Source organism: Bradyrhizobium tropiciagri (assembly GCF_018130505.1).
Classification (GTDB): Bacteria; Pseudomonadota; Alphaproteobacteria; order Rhizobiales; family Xanthobacteraceae; genus Bradyrhizobium; species Bradyrhizobium tropiciagri_B.
The window spans coordinates 262,356-278,609 of sequence record NZ_JAFCKH010000011.1; the positions used below are offsets into that span (position 1 = coordinate 262,356).

General features: G+C 66.3%; 11 protein-coding genes. 7 read left to right on the forward strand and 4 right to left on the reverse strand.

Going from position 1 to position 16,254, the window contains the following annotated elements; translation table 11 throughout:
* Positions 1–49 precede the first annotated feature (49 nt).
* Together JQ633_RS27270 and JQ633_RS27275 are read left to right on the forward strand one after the other, a co-directional pair.
* Positions 50–1,849: an adenylate/guanylate cyclase domain-containing protein gene (locus tag JQ633_RS27270; protein ID WP_211988182.1), complete on the forward strand. Its 1,800-nt coding sequence runs from the start codon at positions 50–52 to the stop codon at positions 1,847–1,849.
* Positions 1,850–1,909: 60 nt separating this feature from the next.
* Complete coding sequence (locus JQ633_RS27275) at positions 1,910–2,569, forward strand: hypothetical protein (RefSeq protein ID WP_211988183.1); 660 nt, start codon at positions 1,910–1,912, stop codon at positions 2,567–2,569.
* 2 nt (positions 2,570–2,571) lie between these two features.
* On the opposite strand, the gene JQ633_RS27280 is transcribed toward JQ633_RS27275, so the two are convergent.
* A complete protein-coding gene (locus JQ633_RS27280; RefSeq protein WP_211988184.1) occupies positions 2,572–3,519 on the reverse strand; it encodes an alpha/beta fold hydrolase in 948 nt (315 codons plus the stop codon).
* A 217-nt stretch (positions 3,520–3,736) separates the two neighbouring features.
* Between JQ633_RS27280 and JQ633_RS27285 the strand changes: the two genes are divergently transcribed.
* The gene (locus JQ633_RS27285) at positions 3,737–4,210 is read left to right on the forward strand and encodes an Hsp20 family protein (protein ID WP_211988185.1); all 474 of its coding nucleotides are present in this window, start codon (positions 3,737–3,739) and stop codon (positions 4,208–4,210) included.
* A gap of 181 nt (positions 4,211–4,391) precedes the next feature.
* On the opposite strand, the gene JQ633_RS27290 is transcribed toward JQ633_RS27285, so the two are convergent.
* Positions 4,392–5,168, reverse strand: coding sequence for a hypothetical protein (locus JQ633_RS27290; RefSeq protein ID WP_211988186.1), 777 nt, complete (start codon positions 5,166–5,168; stop codon positions 4,392–4,394).
* A gap of 468 nt (positions 5,169–5,636) precedes the next feature.
* Between JQ633_RS27290 and gltB the strand changes: the two genes are divergently transcribed.
* On the forward strand, positions 5,637–10,391 hold the full coding sequence (gltB, locus tag JQ633_RS27295) for a glutamate synthase large subunit (protein WP_211988187.1): 4,755 nt from the start codon (positions 5,637–5,639) through the stop codon (positions 10,389–10,391).
* A gap of 146 nt (positions 10,392–10,537) precedes the next feature.
* Positions 10,538–11,995, forward strand: coding sequence for a glutamate synthase subunit beta (locus JQ633_RS27300; RefSeq protein WP_211988188.1), 1,458 nt, complete (start codon positions 10,538–10,540; stop codon positions 11,993–11,995).
* A 176-nt stretch (positions 11,996–12,171) separates the two neighbouring features.
* On the opposite strand, the gene JQ633_RS27305 is transcribed toward JQ633_RS27300, so the two are convergent.
* The gene (locus JQ633_RS27305) at positions 12,172–13,917 is read right to left on the reverse strand and encodes an outer membrane beta-barrel protein (RefSeq protein ID WP_433995697.1); all 1,746 of its coding nucleotides are present in this window, start codon (positions 13,915–13,917) and stop codon (positions 12,172–12,174) included.
* Positions 13,918–14,106: 189 nt separating this feature from the next.
* Between JQ633_RS27305 and JQ633_RS27310 the strand changes: the two genes are divergently transcribed.
* Complete coding sequence (locus JQ633_RS27310) at positions 14,107–15,114, forward strand: KpsF/GutQ family sugar-phosphate isomerase (protein WP_211988190.1); 1,008 nt, start codon at positions 14,107–14,109, stop codon at positions 15,112–15,114.
* A gap of 97 nt (positions 15,115–15,211) precedes the next feature.
* Here the strand turns inward: JQ633_RS27310 and JQ633_RS27315 are convergent, their stop codons facing one another.
* Positions 15,212–15,751, reverse strand: a complete 540-nt coding sequence (locus JQ633_RS27315) for a carboxymuconolactone decarboxylase family protein (protein ID WP_211988191.1) — start codon at positions 15,749–15,751, stop codon at positions 15,212–15,214.
* 74 nt (positions 15,752–15,825) lie between these two features.
* On the opposite strand from JQ633_RS27315, the gene JQ633_RS27320 reads away from it, so the two are divergent.
* Positions 15,826–16,152, forward strand: a complete 327-nt coding sequence (locus tag JQ633_RS27320; protein WP_211988192.1) for a winged helix-turn-helix transcriptional regulator — start codon at positions 15,826–15,828, stop codon at positions 16,150–16,152.
* The last annotated feature ends 102 nt before the right edge of the window (positions 16,153–16,254 follow it).

Genomic DNA, 16,254 nt, shown 5'->3' on the forward strand with positions numbered 1-16,254 from the left:
TATGCGATTCGGTCACGTCCGCTGAGTGACCATTCGGGGCTCAGAAGATATGGAACGACGGCTCGCTGCCATTCTTTGCGCTGACATCGCCGGCTACTCCCGCATGATGGGTGTCGACGAGGCGGGCACGCATGCCTCGTTCAAGGCCCATCGCAGCGCGATTTACCCGATTATCCTCAATCACGGCGGCCGAATCGTCAAAAATACCGGCGACGGCTTCCTGCTGGAGTTTCCCAGCATCATCGGCGCCATCGAGGCCGCGGTCGCGATGCAGACGCTGATGGCTGAACGCAATGAACATCTGCCGGCCGACCGGGCCATGCATTTCCGCATGGGCGTCCACATGGGCGACGTCATGGCCGACGAGGACGAGGTGTTCGGCGACGACGTCAACATCGCCGTCCGTCTCGAGACCGTGGCGGCGCCCGGCGGCATCGCGGTGTCGGACAAGGCCCGCACCGAGGCCGGCCGGCGGCTGGCTGTCAGCCTGGTCGATGCCGGCCCGCACCGCTTCAAGAACATCGCCGAGCCGATCCATGTGTGGACCTGGGCGCCGGCCGGCTCCGACGTCCAGGAGACGGCGCCGCAGGACGGGCCGCATCTGCCCGGCCAATACCGGACCGCGATCGTCGGCGTGCTGCCGTTCGACAACCTCTCGGGAAGTGACGATGAGTATTTCGCCGACGGCCTGACCGAGGATCTGATCCACGCGCTATCGCTGCAATCCTTCTATCGCGTGCTGAGCCGCAACTCGACCTTCGCCTACAAGGGCAAGAATGTCTCGACCCGCCTGATCGCGCGCGAGATCGACGCGACCTACCTGATCCAGGGCTCGGTGCGGCGCGCCGGCAACAAGATCCGCGTCACCGCCGAGCTGATCGCCCCCGAAAAGGGCGAGCAGCTGTGGACCGGCCGCTACGACCGCGACATGGGCGACCTGTTCGCGATGCAGGACGAGATCACATCCAATCTGTCCGCCGCCGTCGCCCAGGAGATCTACCGCGCCGAAGCCTCCGCGCCGGCCCGCTCGCCGAACTCCGAACTGACCGCGTGGGATCGCTTCCTGAAGGGCCTGTCGCATTACTACCAGCAGACCAAGGCCGATTGCGAAGCCGCGATCGCGCTGTTCAAGGAGGCGATCGAGCTCGATCCCGCACTGTCGATCGCGCGCGCCTATCTCGCGCTGATCCAGATTCAGGCCGCGCAGTTCGGCTGGATCCCGAGCACGCGTGATCTGTGGTCATCATCGGTGGCGCTGGCCGAGAGCAGCGTCCGGCTCGACCCGCGCTCTTCGTTCGCGTTCCAGCTGCTTGCCTATCTGCACGCGATGCAGGGCCATTACGAAGCCGCGATGGATGCCATCAAGCGGGCGATCGAGCTCAACCCCTACGACATGGGTGCGCGCGGCGTGCTCGGCATCTGCCACATGGTGATCGGCGACCACCGCAGGGCGGTCGAGCTGTTCTCGACCGCGGTCCAGCGCGGCAACAGCGATCCGCGCTACCAGTGGGCGGCGCTGAACGCGTTCAGCCATTATTTGCTCGGACAGTATGACGCATCGCTGTCATGGTCGCGCGAGGGGCTCTACCTCAACCCGAACCATCTGCAATGCCTCGCGGTCCGCGCCGCGGCGCTGGCCCAGCTCGGCCGCAAGGACGAGGCCGCGCAGGCCGCCGAGGCGCTGCTCGGCGACCATCCGGGGCTGACGGTCGAGCGGCACTTGCGCAATTTCTACTGGAAGAACCCGGCCGATATCGCCCACTACCGCGACGGCCTCTTGAAAGCCGGCGTCCCGTTCGGCAAACTCGCTCTGGTTGCATCGACACCGAAATTCGCCACGGACTCCTGAGCGAGTTCATCGCCCGGTAATGGATGCTCCCTAGGCTGAAGCTTTTCAGGACGAGATTTCATGGCCGATATTGCTGCAAGCGAGGCGCCCGCCCCGCAGGTCTCCCCCAACAATCCCTGTCCGTTCCTGCGCGCACTGGTCGCCGGAAACTATGTCGGCGGCCATATCGTGCCGCTGCCTGAACTGACCGAGACGATCGGTCGCGCCACCGGCAAGACGGGAATGGAGGGCTTCATCGCGCGGGCAAAGATCTTCATGGTCGCGCAGGGCGCCAACGGCTTCGGTCCGATCAGTCAGTTGCGCAGCCTGTTCAACGGCGCCATCCTCGACGAGTTGCGCAACGGTCCGCTCGACAAGCACGGCGCCGGCTCGCGCATCCTCGACCAGCACGCGACCGTGCACGAGGACGAGATCGCGCGCCTCGCCAGCTACGGCCGCGACTACAAGAGCCCCGACGGCGGCGTCGAGCGCGGGCTGTCGGCCTCGGAGATCAAGACCTTCATGGCGGAGAATTTCCAGCGCGCCGCCGGCGAGCATTCGACCTCGTGGACGATCCTGCACTACTACTATCGCCTGCTGATGCTCGGGGAGTGGCCGGTGCTGCTCGACATCATGGGCAAGGGCGAAGGCAAAGACCGCTATCTCAGCGTCGCCGAGGTGCGGACCCTGTTCGTCGAGCGGCGCTTTCCGGACCGGATCGTCGCGCTGCTCAACGGCTAAGCTTACTTGAACAGCGGCGTGCCCGGCACGAAGGCATCGAACGCCGCCCAGAACTGCGAGCGGTAGCGGTCCTGCTCCTGCAGGATCTCGTGCTTGGCGCCGGCGATCACGAGATGCGAACCGGCGCGCAAATGATAAGCGAACTCCTCGATCGCCGCCGTCGACACCACCTCGTCGTTGCTCGCCGCTAGCATCAGGATCGGCTGGCGGATGTCTGACGGATAGGACATGCCGCGGAAGGTACGCATCGCGGTGAACGCGGTGTCGGCCCAGGCGATTGTCGGCGCCGCGATGCCGAGCGTCGGATCTTCCTCCAAGATCGCGGCGTTGCGGGCGTGGCGCACCGGATCGCTGGTCACAGGATTGCCAATGAAGGGCGCGGTCCCGACCAACACGTCAGTGCCGCCGGGAATATAGCGGCCGCCCCATCCGGCGAAGCGCATGATCCGCAGCAGCGTGGTCGGCAACAGCGACACGCGGCCGCGCGGCAGGTCGATCATCGGCGCCGACAGCACCATGCGATCGAACCAGCGCTTGCCGGCATGCGCGATCCGCAGCAGCACCGCGCCGCCCATCGAATGCGCCAGCGCGAAATAGGGCGGCGGACAATCCGGCAGCACCACCTGCTGCACGAAGGTCTCGACGTCGATCTCGTAGTCGGCGAAGTCGCGCACATAGCCCTTGCGCGGATCGCGCAGCCGCCGCGACGAGTGGCCCTGCCCGCGCCAGTCGATCATCGCCACCGCAAAGCCGCGGTCGCGCAGATCGCGAACGGTCTCGAAGTATTTCTCGATCATCTCGCCGCGCCCGGCGAACACGCAGACGGTGCCCTTGCGGCCTGGCGGCGGCGCCCAGCGCGCAAAGCGCAGCTCGACGCCGTCGGGCGTCTTGATGGTGCCGCTGACGACGTCCTCCGGAACCGGATTGGCGGGAATCGAGACGAGCGTCATGCGGGGAACCGGCTGGGTGGGACGGGACGATAATCAAGAGGGTGGTTGGCAAAAGCTGCGCGATTTCCGCCTCTTGAACGCGACATCGTCCCTCCCATATCACCTCGGTGCAGGCCGCTACCAGTGTTTCGGAACCGGAACATCAGGCTGCACACATCTAAGCCCGGCCCGATGGCGGGCGGGTAACTGAAACAGTCGCTCACTGGAGGACTATCCTATGCGTAGCTACGATCTCACGCCCTTCTACCGTTCCACCGTCGGCTTCGACCGCCTCTTCAGCCTGCTCGACCAGGTGACCTCGGACGGCAGCCCCGGCTATCCCCCCTACAACATCGAGCGCACCGGCGAGAATGCTTACCGGATCAGCGTTGCGGTCTCCGGCTTCTCGCAGCCCGAGCTTTCGATCGTCGCGAAGGAGAACACGCTGACGATCAAGGGCGAGAAAGGTGCCAACGAGAACTCCGGCGGCCAGTCCGAGGTGCTCTATCGCGGCATCGCCTCGCGCGCCTTCGAACGCGTCTTCCAGCTTGCCGACTTCGTACAGGTGAAGAACGCCTCGCTCGAGAACGGCCTGCTCCACGTCGATCTCGTCCGCGAGATCCCCGAGGCCAAGAAGCCCCGCAGCATTCCGATTAGCGGCGGCGAGAAGGCCCCGCAGGTCGTCGACGGCTCGGCCAAGGTCGCGGCCTAAGCAAGGCCAGCGTCAGCAGATATTGGCTGCACGCGAAAACGCCCCGGGAAACCGGGGCGTTTTTTGTTGGTGGCGGCTCGTAGCCCGGATGAAGCGAAGCGCAATCCGGGGCCGCTGTATCGGCGGAAAAGCCTTCCCGGATTGCGCTGCGCTCCATCCGGGCTACGCAGCTGTTTCCGGGTTACTCCAGCCCCTGCACCTTCGGCATCTCCTGCGTCGGCAGGATCGCGGGCGCTGCCGGCGCCGGCGGGGCCGCCTTGCCGACGGTGGGCGCCTCGGCCACCGGAGCGGCTTGCGCTGTCGCCTGGGCGGCCTCGGCCGACTTCGGCGCGCCGGCGACCGCTTGCTGGGCCGGCGCGGGCGCTGTCGCCTGAGCCGCCGCAGCGGCTGCCGGCGCCGCGGCTTGGGCGGAAGCCGGAGCCTCGGCGGGCCTGGCTGCCGAGATCGGGTTGCGCTTGGGCACCGGCACGGTGCGCTTGGCGACGTGCGGGATCGGGGCCGGCGGCCGCGGCACCCGGGCCTGGATCGCCGGCGGTATGGCCCCGGCCGGCCCATAGGCCGCGGTCGGCTCGTCGTCGAAATTGTCGCCCATCGCATAGGCCGGGACGAAGCGGAGGACGCGGCCGTCCCTGGCGTCGATCACCAGCCGGCCGTCGTCGCCGCCGCGGTCGATCACCGAGATCGTGTAGACGAAGCCGTGCTGACGGGGCGCGCCGAGCGGCAGATAGCCGTTCTCGCGCAGCACGGTGTAGACCTCGACCGGCGGCAGCAGGCTCGGCAGGCGGCCATAGCGCGGCGGCGGCGGAACCTCGGGCATCGCCGCATAGGGCCCGTCGATGTCGGAGACCCTGACCAGCAACGGGCTGCCGATCCGGGCAGGCGCGATCAGCTGCGCCTGCGCCGCGGCCGCGCTGAGCCCGAGGGCCGCAGCCGCAACCCAACCTGTGAACAACTTCATCGCCGTACTCCTGTCTGCCCCGTCCGGGAGCGTTTCCGCTCTCTTGCCGGCTTGCCTTGAGGCAAAATTTCATTTTGAAATCCGGCAGTCCTTGGCCGGTCCTTGGGCCAGATCGGGGCGCGTTTGCTTCAAATCAGGGGCGGCGCGGCCCGCCGAAGTCGCTCGTTTCGAGCATGCGAGCGGGGACTTTCGCGTGCTTGTGTGTTAGACAAAAATTTGGCAAGGTCGGAGTTAGGACAGCAACGCTGTCTCAATTTCGGGGCCATCCCGGCATAGGGATTGCAACGAAACTCGGCGCCCCGGGCTCCGAGAATGCTGCAGGCAGGGCTGTTCCACAGGGACGTTGAACGCCCGTCGTCTGAATTAAGGAAAATGCGGCTCGCGGCGGACGAGCGGTGGCCCCGGTGGGTGCCGCAACGCCCAAGGTGCGCCAACACAGTGAGGCCCCTTACCGAAGGGAGAGGACACATGAGCGGGTCGGAATTCGAGCGCGAAAACATCGTGGCAGGTACGCTGTCGGCGACCGCGGACTCGAAACCCGCCGATACCGCCTATGGGCCGCACACTCCCGAACTCCATACCTGGCGCCCGCAGGCCGAGGGCCTGTACGACCTCAGCCTGGAAAAGGATTCCTGCGGCGTCGGCTTCATCGCCAACATCAAGGGCAAGAAGTCCCATCAGATCGTCTCCGACGCGCTGAGCATCCTGTGCAACCTCGAGCATCGCGGCGCCGTCGGCGCCGACCCGCGCGCTGGTGACGGCGCCGGCATCCTGGTGCAGATCCCGCACGCCTTCTTCGCGCGCAAGGCCGGCGAACTCGGTTTCAAGCTGCCGCAGCCCGGCGAATACGCCATCGGCGCGCTGTTCATGCCGCGCGATGCCGCCTGGCGGGGCGTGATCAAGAGCATCATCGCCGACGAGATCAAGAACGAGGGCTTCAAGCTGCTCGGCTGGCGCGACGTGCCCAGCGACAACTCCTCGCTCGGCGTCACCGTGAAGCCGACCGAGCCCTACCACATGCAGGTCTTCATCGGCCGCAACGGCGCCGCCAAGACCGAGGACGATTTCGAGCGCCGGCTCTACATTCTGCGCAAGTCGATCTCGCAGGCGATCTACCAGCGCCGCGACCGCGGCATGGCCGGCTATTACCCGGTCTCGATGTCGTGCCGCACCGTGATCTACAAGGGCATGTTCCTCGCCGACCAGCTCGGCAAGTACTATCCCGACCTGCACGAGGCAGACTTCGACAGCGCGCTGGCGCTGGTGCATCAACGCTTCTCGACCAACACCTTCCCGACCTGGTCGCTGGCGCATCCGTACCGGATGATTGCCCACAACGGCGAGATCAACACGCTGCGCGGCAACGTCAACTGGATGGCGGCGCGGCAGGCCTCGGTGCATTCGGAGCTCTACGGCAAGGACATCAGCCGCCTCTGGCCGATCTCCTATGAAGGCCAGAGCGACACCGCCTGTTTCGACAACGCGCTCGAATTCCTGGTGCAGGGCGGCTACTCGCTGCCGCACGCGGTGATGATGATGATTCCGGAGGCGTGGGCCGGCAATCCGCTGATGGATGAGCAGCGCCGCGCGTTCTACGAATATCATGCCGCGCTGATGGAGCCGTGGGACGGCCCGGCCGCGATCGCCTTCACCGACGGCCGCAAGATCGGCGCCACGCTCGACCGCAACGGCCTGCGTCCGGCGCGCTATCTCGTCACCAAGGACGACCGCATCGTGATGGCGTCCGAAATGGGTGTGCTGAAGATTCCGGAGGAGCAGATCGTCACCAAGTGGCGGCTGCAGCCCGGCAAGATGCTGCTCGTCGACCTCGAGCAGGGCCGCCTGATTCCGGACGACGAGATCAAGGCCGACCTCGCCAAGAGCCATCCCTACAGCGACTGGCTGCATCGCACCCAGATCCAGCTCGAGGAGCTGCCGGACGCGCCGGCCAAGGGCGTGCGCTCCAACCTGCCGCTGCTCGATCGTCAGCAGGCGTTCGGCTACAGCCAGGAAGACATCAGCATCCTGATGACGCCGATGGCGGCGATCGGCGAGGAAGCCGCCGGCTCGATGGGCAACGACACGCCGATCTCGGCGCTGTCGGACAAGCCGAAGCAGCTGTTCACCTACTTCAAGCAGAACTTTGCGCAGGTGACGAACCCGCCGATCGATCCGATCCGCGAGGAAATCGTCATGAGCCTCGTCTCGATCATCGGGCCGCGGCCGAACCTGTTCGACCTGCAGGGCGTCGCCTCGACCAAGCGCCTCGAAGTGCGGCAGCCGATCCTGACCGATGCGGACCTCGAGAAGATCCGCTCGATCTCCGACGTCGCCGAGACCCATTTCAAGTCGCGCACGCTCGACACCACCTTCCACGCCGGCTTCGGCGCGGCGGGCATGGAGCAGGTGCTCGACGAGCTCTGCGCGCGTGCCGAAGGCGCGGTGCGCGAAGGCATTAACATCATCATCCTGTCGGACCGCATGACCGGCACCGACCGGATCCCGATCCCGTCGCTGCTGGCCTGCGCCGCCGTGCATCATCATCTGATCCGCACCGGCCTGCGCACCTCGGTCGGCCTCGTCGTTGAATCCGGCGAGCCGCGCGAAGTGCATCACTTCGCCTGCCTTGCCGGCTACGGCGCGGAAGCGATCAATCCCTATCTCGCGTTCGAGACCATCCTCGCGATGAAGGACCGCCTGCCGGGCGCACTCGACGACTACGAGATCGTCAAGCGCTACATCAAGTCGATCGGCAAGGGCCTGCTCAAGGTGATGTCCAAGATGGGCATCTCGACCTACCAGTCCTATTGCGGCGCGCAGATCTTCGACGCGGTCGGCCTCAAGGCGGACTTCGTCGCCAAGTACTTTGCCGGCACCCACACCCGCATCGAGGGCGTCGGGCTCGGCGAGATCGCCGAGGAGACGGTACGTCGTCACAACGACGCGTTCGGCGATGCGCAGGTCTACAAGAGTGCACTCGACGTCGGTGGCGAATACGCCTTCCGGACCCGCGGCGAGGACCACGCCTGGACTGCCGAGTCGGTCTCGATGCTGCAGCATGCCGCGCGCGGCAACTCGCTGGAGCGCTACCGTGCGTTTGCAAAAATCCTCAACGAGCAGTCCGAGCGTCTGCTGACGCTGCGCGGCCTATTCCGGATCAAGAGCGCCGAGGACGACAAGCGCAAGCCGATCAAGCTCGACCAGGTCGAGCCGGCCAAGGAGATCGTCAAGCGCTTCTCCACCGGAGCGATGTCGTTCGGCTCGATCTCGCGCGAGGCGCACACCACGCTCGCGATTGCGATGAACCGGATCGGCGGCAAGTCGAACACCGGCGAAGGCGGCGAGGAATCCGACCGCTTCAAGCCGATGCCGAACGGCGACTCGATGCGCTCGGCGATCAAGCAGGTCGCCTCGGGCCGCTTCGGCGTGACGACGGAGTATCTCGTCAACTCCGACATGATGCAGATCAAGATGGCGCAGGGTGCCAAGCCCGGCGAAGGCGGCCAGCTGCCCGGCCACAAGGTCGACGCGACCATCGCGCGCGTGCGGCATTCGACGCCGGGCGTCGGCCTGATCTCGCCGCCGCCGCATCACGACATCTACTCGATCGAAGACCTCGCGCAGCTGATCTACGACCTCAAGAACGTCAATCCTGACGGCCAGGTCTCGGTCAAGCTGGTCTCCGAGGTCGGCGTCGGCACCGTTGCCGCCGGCGTCGCCAAGGCGCGCGCCGACCATGTCACCATCGCGGGCTTCGAGGGCGGCACCGGTGCTTCGCCGCTGACCTCGATCAAGCACGCCGGCTCGCCGTGGGAGATCGGGCTTGCCGAAACCCACCAGACGCTGGTGCGCCAGCAGCTGCGCAGCCGCATCGCCGTTCAGGTCGACGGCGGCTTCCGCACCGGCCGTGACGTCGTGATCGGCGCGCTGCTCGGGGCCGACGAGTTCGGTTTCGCCACCGCGCCGCTGATCGCGGCGGGCTGCATCATGATGCGCAAGTGCCATCTCAACACCTGCCCGGTCGGCGTCGCCACCCAGGATCCAGTGCTGCGCAAGCGCTTCACCGGTCAGCCCGAACACGTCATCAACTACTTCTTCTTCGTCGCCGAGGAAGTCCGCGAGATCATGGCGCAGCTCGGCTACAAGACGTTCGACGAGATGGTCGGCCAGGTCCAGATGCTGGACCAGACCGCGCTGGTCTCGCACTGGAAGGCCAAGGGCCTCGACTTCTCCAAGCTGTTCGTGCGGCAGAAGGAGGAGAAGGGCCAGACGATCTACCACTCCGAGAGCCAGAACCATCATCTGGAAGCCGTGCTCGACCGCCGGCTGATCGAGAAGGCGCAGGCCGCGCTCGATCGCGGCGCGCCTGTGAAGATCGAGGAGGAGATCAACAACACCGACCGTTCCGCCGGCGCGATGCTGTCGGGCGCGGTGGCCAAGATCTACGGCCATGAGGGCCTGCCGCTCGACTCCATCCATGTCAGCCTGAAGGGCACCGCCGGACAGGCGTTCGGCGCCTGGCTCGCCAAGGGCGTCACCTTCGATCTCGAGGGTGAAGGCAACGACTATGTCGGCAAGGGCCTCTCGGGCGGCCGCATCATCGTCAAGCCGCCGAAGATCTCCGGCATCGTGCCGGAAGAGTCGATCATCGTCGGCAACACCGTGATGTACGGCGCGATCGAGGGCGAATGCTACTTCCGCGGCATCGCCGGCGAGCGCTTCGCGGTACGCAACTCCGGCGCGGTCGCGGTCGTCGAAGGCGCCGGCGACCACTGCTGCGAATACATGACCGGCGGCATCGTCGTCGTGCTCGGCAAGACCGGACGCAACTTCGCGGCCGGCATGTCCGGCGGCATCGCCTATGTGCTGGACGAGGCTGGCGACTTCGACAAGCTGTGCAACCTCTCGATGGTCGATCTTGAGCCGGTGCTGTCGGAGGAGATGATCAACGCCGACACCTATCACCACTCCGGCGATCTCGAGGCGCATGGCCGGGTCGACGTGTTCCAGAACCTGCTCGACTCCGACGTCGAGCGGCTGCACGTCTTGATCACGCGCCACGCCAAGCTGACCGGCTCGAAGAAGGCGACCGAGATCCTCGCCAACTGGAAGACCTGGCTGCCGAAATTCCGCAAGGTGATGCCGGTCGAGTACCGCCGCGCACTGAAGGAAATGAAGGCCAAAAACGCCGACGCCGAGCCGAAGATCGCGATCGGCGCGTAACTATCACCGCGCGTCATTCCGGGGGCGATGCGCCAGCATCGAACCCGGAATCTCGCGACACACCTCCAGATTCCGGGTCTGCGCCTTTCGGCGCATCCCGGAATGACGAACACGACGAACACATGATGCAGGGGCATCGGGTTTAAATGGGCAAGATCACAGGTTTCCTCGAGATCGACCGCAACGAGCGCAAGTACGAGCCGGTCGCAGAGCGTCTGAAGAACTTCAACGAGTTCGTGATTCCGCTGAGCGAGAAGGACGCCCGCGACCAGGCGGCGCGCTGCATGAACTGCGGCATCCCCTATTGCCACGGCACCGGCTCGGCTGAGCCGGGCACGCCGGGCTGCCCGGTCAACAACCAGATCCCCGACTTCAACGACCTCGTCTACCAGGACAATTGGGAAGAGGCCGCGCGCAACCTGCACTCGACCAACAATTTCCCGGAGTTCACCGGGCGGATCTGCCCGGCGCCGTGCGAGGCGTCCTGTACGCTCAACATCGACGACAACCCGGTCACCATCAAGACCATCGAATGCGCGATCGTCGACCGCGCCTGGGATGAAGGCTGGCTGAAGCCGGAGATCGCCCAGCAGAAGACCGGCAAGAAGGTCGCCGTGATCGGCTCCGGCCCCGCCGGCATGGCCTGCGCGCAGCAGCTGGCGCGCGCCGGCCACGACGTGCATCTCTACGAAAAGTACGCCAAGGCCGGCGGCCTGCTCCGCTATGGCATCCCGGACTTCAAGATGGAGAAGGGCATCATCGACCGCCGCGTGGCGCAGATGGAAGCCGAGGGCGTCACCTTCCATTACGGCCGTCCGGTCGGCGGCAGCGCCGCTGACGCGATCGATCCGCAGGAGCTGGTCAAGCAGTACGACGCCGTGGCGTTGACCGGCGGCGCAGAAGCCCCGCGCGACCTGCCGATCCCCGGCCGCGACCTCGCCGGCATCCATTTCGCGATGGATTTCCTGCCGCAGCAGAACCGCCGCGTCTCCGGCGAGCCCTCGACCGGCTCTGCCGACATCCTCGCCGAGGGCAAGCATGTCGTCGTGATCGGCGGCGGCGACACTGGTTCGGACTGCATCGGGACCTCGCTGCGTCAGGGCGCCAAGTCGGTGACCCAGCTCGAGATCATGGCGGCACCGCCCGAGCGCGAGAACAAGGGCGTGACGTGGCCGAACTGGCCGCTGAAGATGCGCACGTCGTCGAGCCAGGCCGAAGGCGCGACCCGCGAATTCGCCGTGCTGACCCAGAAGTTCGAGGGCACAGGCGGCAAGGTCGCCAAGCTCCACTGCATCAAGGTCGACGACAAGTTCAAGCCGTTGCCCGGCACCGAGTTCACGCTCGACGCCGAACTCGTGCTGCTGGCGATGGGCTTCGTCCACCCGGTGCACGAGGGCCTGCTCAAGACGCTCGGCGTCGAGCTCGACCAGCGCGGCAACGTCCGCGCCAATCTGCAGGACTACCAGACCTCGCAGGCCAAGGTGTTCACCGCCGGCGACATGCGTCGCGGCCAGTCGCTGGTCGTCTGGGCGATCCGCGAAGGCCGCCTCTGCGCCCGCTCGATCGACACTTTCCTGATGGGGAAGACGGACCTGCCGCGGTAAGCCGCGGCGGTTGGGCCGAGCCACATCCACACACAACTGTCATCGCCCGCGAAAGCGGGCGATCCAGTATTCCAGAGACATCAGCGCTTGAGCCTAGAAGCCGCGGCGTACCGGATGCCCCGCCTTCGCGGGGCATGACACCGTGAGTGCGGCGCGACGTCTACCCACTGCCTACGTCAGTTCTGCACCCGCACGCCCAGCATCACCACCGTCGATGCCGAGTTGTTGCCCTGCTGGTTCGAGTCCAGCCAGTCGCGGCGGATGGTGCCCTTGATCCAGAGGCTGCGGGTCATCTTGTAGATCAAATCCGTCGACACCGAGTAGATCGTGTCGTTGCGGTTGTCGCCCTGGTACTCGAGCGTGCCGTAGGTGAACTTGCCGATCGCGGTCAGCCAGCGGCGGAAGTCGTGGTCGACCTCGAAGGTGTAGGTGCGTGACAGCACGCCCGAGGTGCCGGGCAGCGTGGTCTCGCCGATCTGGGTGTCGGAGTAGAACTTCGCCGTGGTCAAAGGCGTCGCGGTCCAGGTCAGCGAGGCCGTGGTGAGCAGTCCCTCGAGACGGTTCAGCCTGCTGTCGGCATAGTTGCGCATGGCGTAGCCGACCGAGATCTCGCCGAACAGCATCCGCGTGAACTCGAACGAAGTGCCGCCCTTGATGTAGCCGCCCGATGAATCGCGCGCGTAACCGTTGCGGTCGAGCGGGAGGTCATGCACGCGGCTGTCACCCTGCACTTCGACGAACGGCTTGACCGCGGGGTTCAGTTCATAGCTGACGCGGCCGACGCCGCCATATTGCGTGAAGTTGCGGTCGTCGTTCGACGAACTGGTGCCGTCGGTGAGCTTCGACCATTGATAGTCGGTGCGGTCGACGGTGGCGCCGGCGGAGAGCTGCAGGCGGTTGAAATTCTGGTCGATGCCGAAGGTGCCGCCCACCGTGCTGTACAGCGGATACCTGGCGAGGCCGGCCTGCACGTTCGGGCTGCCGGGATTGTCGGTCGAGATCAGCGCGCGCGCCTGCATCAACAGGCGCGTGTCCCTGGTGACGTCGAGGCGGCCGTCGATATGGCCGGTGAAGTTCGGGCGGTCGACGTCGAGCGGCGCCGACAGCGGCGTGCCGTCGGCATTCGGCGTCAGGCTGCCGCCGTAGCCGCTGAACGAGCCGCGCAGATCGGCAACGAGGGCATGGCGCTCCCAGTCCGACACCGCGAGGAATTCCGGCGCGACGACGTAGAGCCCCCTGCCCTGCGGCGTATAGAGCCGACCCGGATTGCTGTCGTAGCCGGCCATCACTTCGACCGCGGTCTTGATCAGGAACGAGCCGGCGTAATCGCCGACCGCGCCGAACGGATCGTCATCGAGCTTCAGCCGCCGGCGCACCGGCTGGCCGACGATCGTGCCGGCCATCGCCGCCGGCACCGGCGGCTTATTGGCGGTCGACGACGGCGGGATCGACAGCCGCAGGTCTCCGGTGACGGTGCGCGGCGGCGCCGTGGGCACCGGCGAACCGGGCCCCGGCGGCGGCTTCGGCTTGGCCTGGCCCGGGTAGTATTTCGGCTTCACGCGCTTGCGGTTGAGCGAGTCGTAGCCCGACGTCGCGGCACCGTTGGCGGCGGGCAGCCCGTAGGTCGGGATCTGGCCGACGCGAGTGGTCGAGCCCGACGTCGAGGTTGACGTCGACGAGCTCCGGTCGCGACCGGGATCGGGCAGCTTCAGAGCATTGAGGGGATCCAGCGCCTCGGCCGCGGTCCGGCGCAGCGGCGAATCCGGGGTCACCAGCTGGCTCTGGCGGGTCGGGCTGAACAGATCGGGCGTTACGGTCTGCGCCGCGGCGAGCCCTGAGGATGCGGTCAGCACAAGGCATGGCAAAGCAACGCGAACGAGGCATTCGCGCCCGTTTCGGCCCCTTGCTGGCCTCCGCACCACGATGGAAATACTCCAACGAATTCATGCACTTCACGAACGCACGCCACCGGGCGGTGGAAAACGTCGTTAATGGAGTTAAAACAATTATGGTTAATGAGCCGTTGAGGCCGGCGAACCGCGCGTCGCATCGCGGAATAGACCGTGCTAAGGGAGACGCCCGGGTGCAAAACCCTCCCCCTGGAATCCCATATGGCCAAACCGAAACCGCTGATGACCAAATCATCCGGTCCCGATGACGGCGCCATTCAGTCGGCGCTGCGTACCCTCGATGCCGAAGCCAGCGGCGTCGCCGCGCTCACCGCCGCGCTGAAATCCGACCTCGCCGCGCCCTTTACCGCGGCCGCCGAGTTGGTCCGCAAGGCCAAGGGACGGCTGATCGTCACCGGCCTCGGCAAGTCCGGCCATATCGGCCGCAAGGTCGCCGCGACCTTCGCCTCGACCGGCACGCCGGCGTTCTTCGTGCACGCCGCCGAAGCGAGCCACGGCGATCTCGGCATGATCACCGCCGACGACGTCATCCTCGCGCTGTCATGGTCCGGCGAGCAGGCGGAGATGCGCAACCTGATCGCCTATGCAGCGCGGTTCGGCATTCCGCTGATCGCCATGACCGCGGACAAGGACTCCACGCTCAGCAAGGCCGCCGACGTGCAGCTGACGCTGCCGAAGGCGCGCGAGGCCTGTCCGCACAATCTGGCGCCGACCACGTCCTCGCTGATGATGCTGGCGCTCGGCGACGCGCTGGCGATCGCGCTGCTGGAAGGCCGCGGCTTCACCTCGACCGATTTCAGCGTGCTGCATCCGGGCGGCAAGCTCGGCGCGCTGCTGAAATATGCCCGCGATCTGATGCACACCGGCGACACGGTGCCGCTGAAGCCGCTCGGCACCAGCATGTCGGACGCGCTGGTCGAGATGACGTCGAAGGGCTTTGGCTGCGTCGGCATCGTCGACCGCTCCGGCCATCTGGTCGGCATCGTCACCGACGGCGACCTGCGCCGCCAGATGCGCCCCGACCTGCTGACGCTGACGGTCGACGAGGTCATGACCAAGTCGCCGAAGACGATCGGCCGCGATACGCTCGCCGGCGAAGTGCTGGAACTGCTCAACGCGTCGAAGATCACGACCCTGATCGTGACCGACGCCAGGAAGCCGGTCGGCATCATCCATTTGCACGACCTGCTGCGCGCGGGCGTGGCCTGACGGCGGCAGTTGGTATGGTGGGCAAAGCGCAGCGTGCCCACCACTCTGGCACTGCTCGTGAAGGTGGGCACGCTTCGCTTTGCCCACCCTACAATGCTCATCTCGGAAAGCGCGCCGCATTCACCTCCAGCGGCAGGGCCAGCGCGTTGGCGAGATACGACACCGTGCGGTAGAAGCCGCACAGCAGGATGATCTCCAGGATCTGGTCCTCGTCGTAGTGCGCCGTCAGCGCCGCGAACTCGGCATCATCAAGCGTCGCGCGGGTGTGCAGCGCGTCCACCGCCGCCAGCACCGCCTGCTCGGCCGGCGACCAGCAGGTCGCATCGGCCTTGCCGCGCACGGTCGCCTCCACCTGCTCCGCGGAGAGCCCGGCGGCCGCGCCGAAGGCTGAGACATGCACGCCCCATTCATACTCGCAGGCGTTCAGCGCGCAGGTACGGTCGATGACGATCTCCCGTTCGCGCAGCGAGAGCGGCCCGCGGTCCAGGAGACTGCCGCCGCGAAACTTCTCCCAGGCGCGCGGATGGCCGGCCATCACGCGGAACAGCACCAGCGGCGGCGCGCCGCGCATGATGCGGTCGAACTGCTGTTGAACGTCCGCGGCATAAGGCGGATCGAGCGGGGCAATGCGTGACATGGCCTGATCCCTTCGCTACATTTACTGTAGCGATACGCTACAATATATGTAGCGATCCGCAAGAGGGATTCGCGATGCCGAAGCCGGCCACCAAGCACAGCGTCCGCGGCTCGCGCGCCGGCCGCCCGATCATGGCGCTGCTCGATCTGCTCGGGCGGCGCTGGACCTTGCGCATTCTCTGGGAATTGCGCGAGACCGCGTTGACCTCGCGCGCGCTACGCACCGCCTGCGACGAGGCCTCGCCGACGATCCTGCAGACGCGGCTGACCGAATTGCGCGAGGCAGGGTTCGTCGAACTGACGGATGACGGTTATCGGCTCACCGGGCTCGGCAAGGAGTTGTTCCAGACCTTTGCGCCGCTGCATCGCTTTGCAGAGCGCTGGAGCAGGCGCGGGAGCTGATCTTCTCCCTCTCCCCGTTCTTACGAGGAGAGGGTCGGGGTGAGGGGCTCTATCCGCGAGTGTGATTTGTCGAGGGACCTGTACCCCCCTCACCCGCCGCGC

Excerpts from the sequence above, each read along its gene's own strand:
- JQ633_RS27285 (WP_211988185.1), top strand. The coding sequence starts at position 3,737 with ATGCGTAGCTACGATCTCACGCCCTTCTACCGTTCCACCGTCGGCTTC.
- JQ633_RS27300 (WP_211988188.1), top strand. The coding sequence starts at position 10,538 with ATGGGCAAGATCACAGGTTTCCTCGAGATCGACCGCAACGAGCGCAAG.
- JQ633_RS27290 (WP_211988186.1), bottom strand. The coding sequence starts at position 5,168 with ATGAAGTTGTTCACAGGTTGGGTTGCGGCTGCGGCCCTCGGGCTCAGC.
- gltB (WP_211988187.1), top strand. The coding sequence starts at position 5,637 with ATGAGCGGGTCGGAATTCGAGCGCGAAAACATCGTGGCAGGTACGCTG.
- JQ633_RS27310 (WP_211988190.1), top strand. The coding sequence starts at position 14,107 with ATGGCCAAACCGAAACCGCTGATGACCAAATCATCCGGTCCCGATGAC.
- JQ633_RS27320 (WP_211988192.1), top strand. The coding sequence starts at position 15,826 with ATGCCGAAGCCGGCCACCAAGCACAGCGTCCGCGGCTCGCGCGCCGGC.
- JQ633_RS27315 (WP_211988191.1), bottom strand. The coding sequence starts at position 15,751 with ATGTCACGCATTGCCCCGCTCGATCCGCCTTATGCCGCGGACGTTCAA.
- JQ633_RS27275 (WP_211988183.1), top strand. The coding sequence starts at position 1,910 with ATGGCCGATATTGCTGCAAGCGAGGCGCCCGCCCCGCAGGTCTCCCCC.
- JQ633_RS27270 (WP_211988182.1), top strand. The coding sequence starts at position 50 with ATGGAACGACGGCTCGCTGCCATTCTTTGCGCTGACATCGCCGGCTAC.
- JQ633_RS27280 (WP_211988184.1), bottom strand. The coding sequence starts at position 3,519 with ATGACGCTCGTCTCGATTCCCGCCAATCCGGTTCCGGAGGACGTCGTC.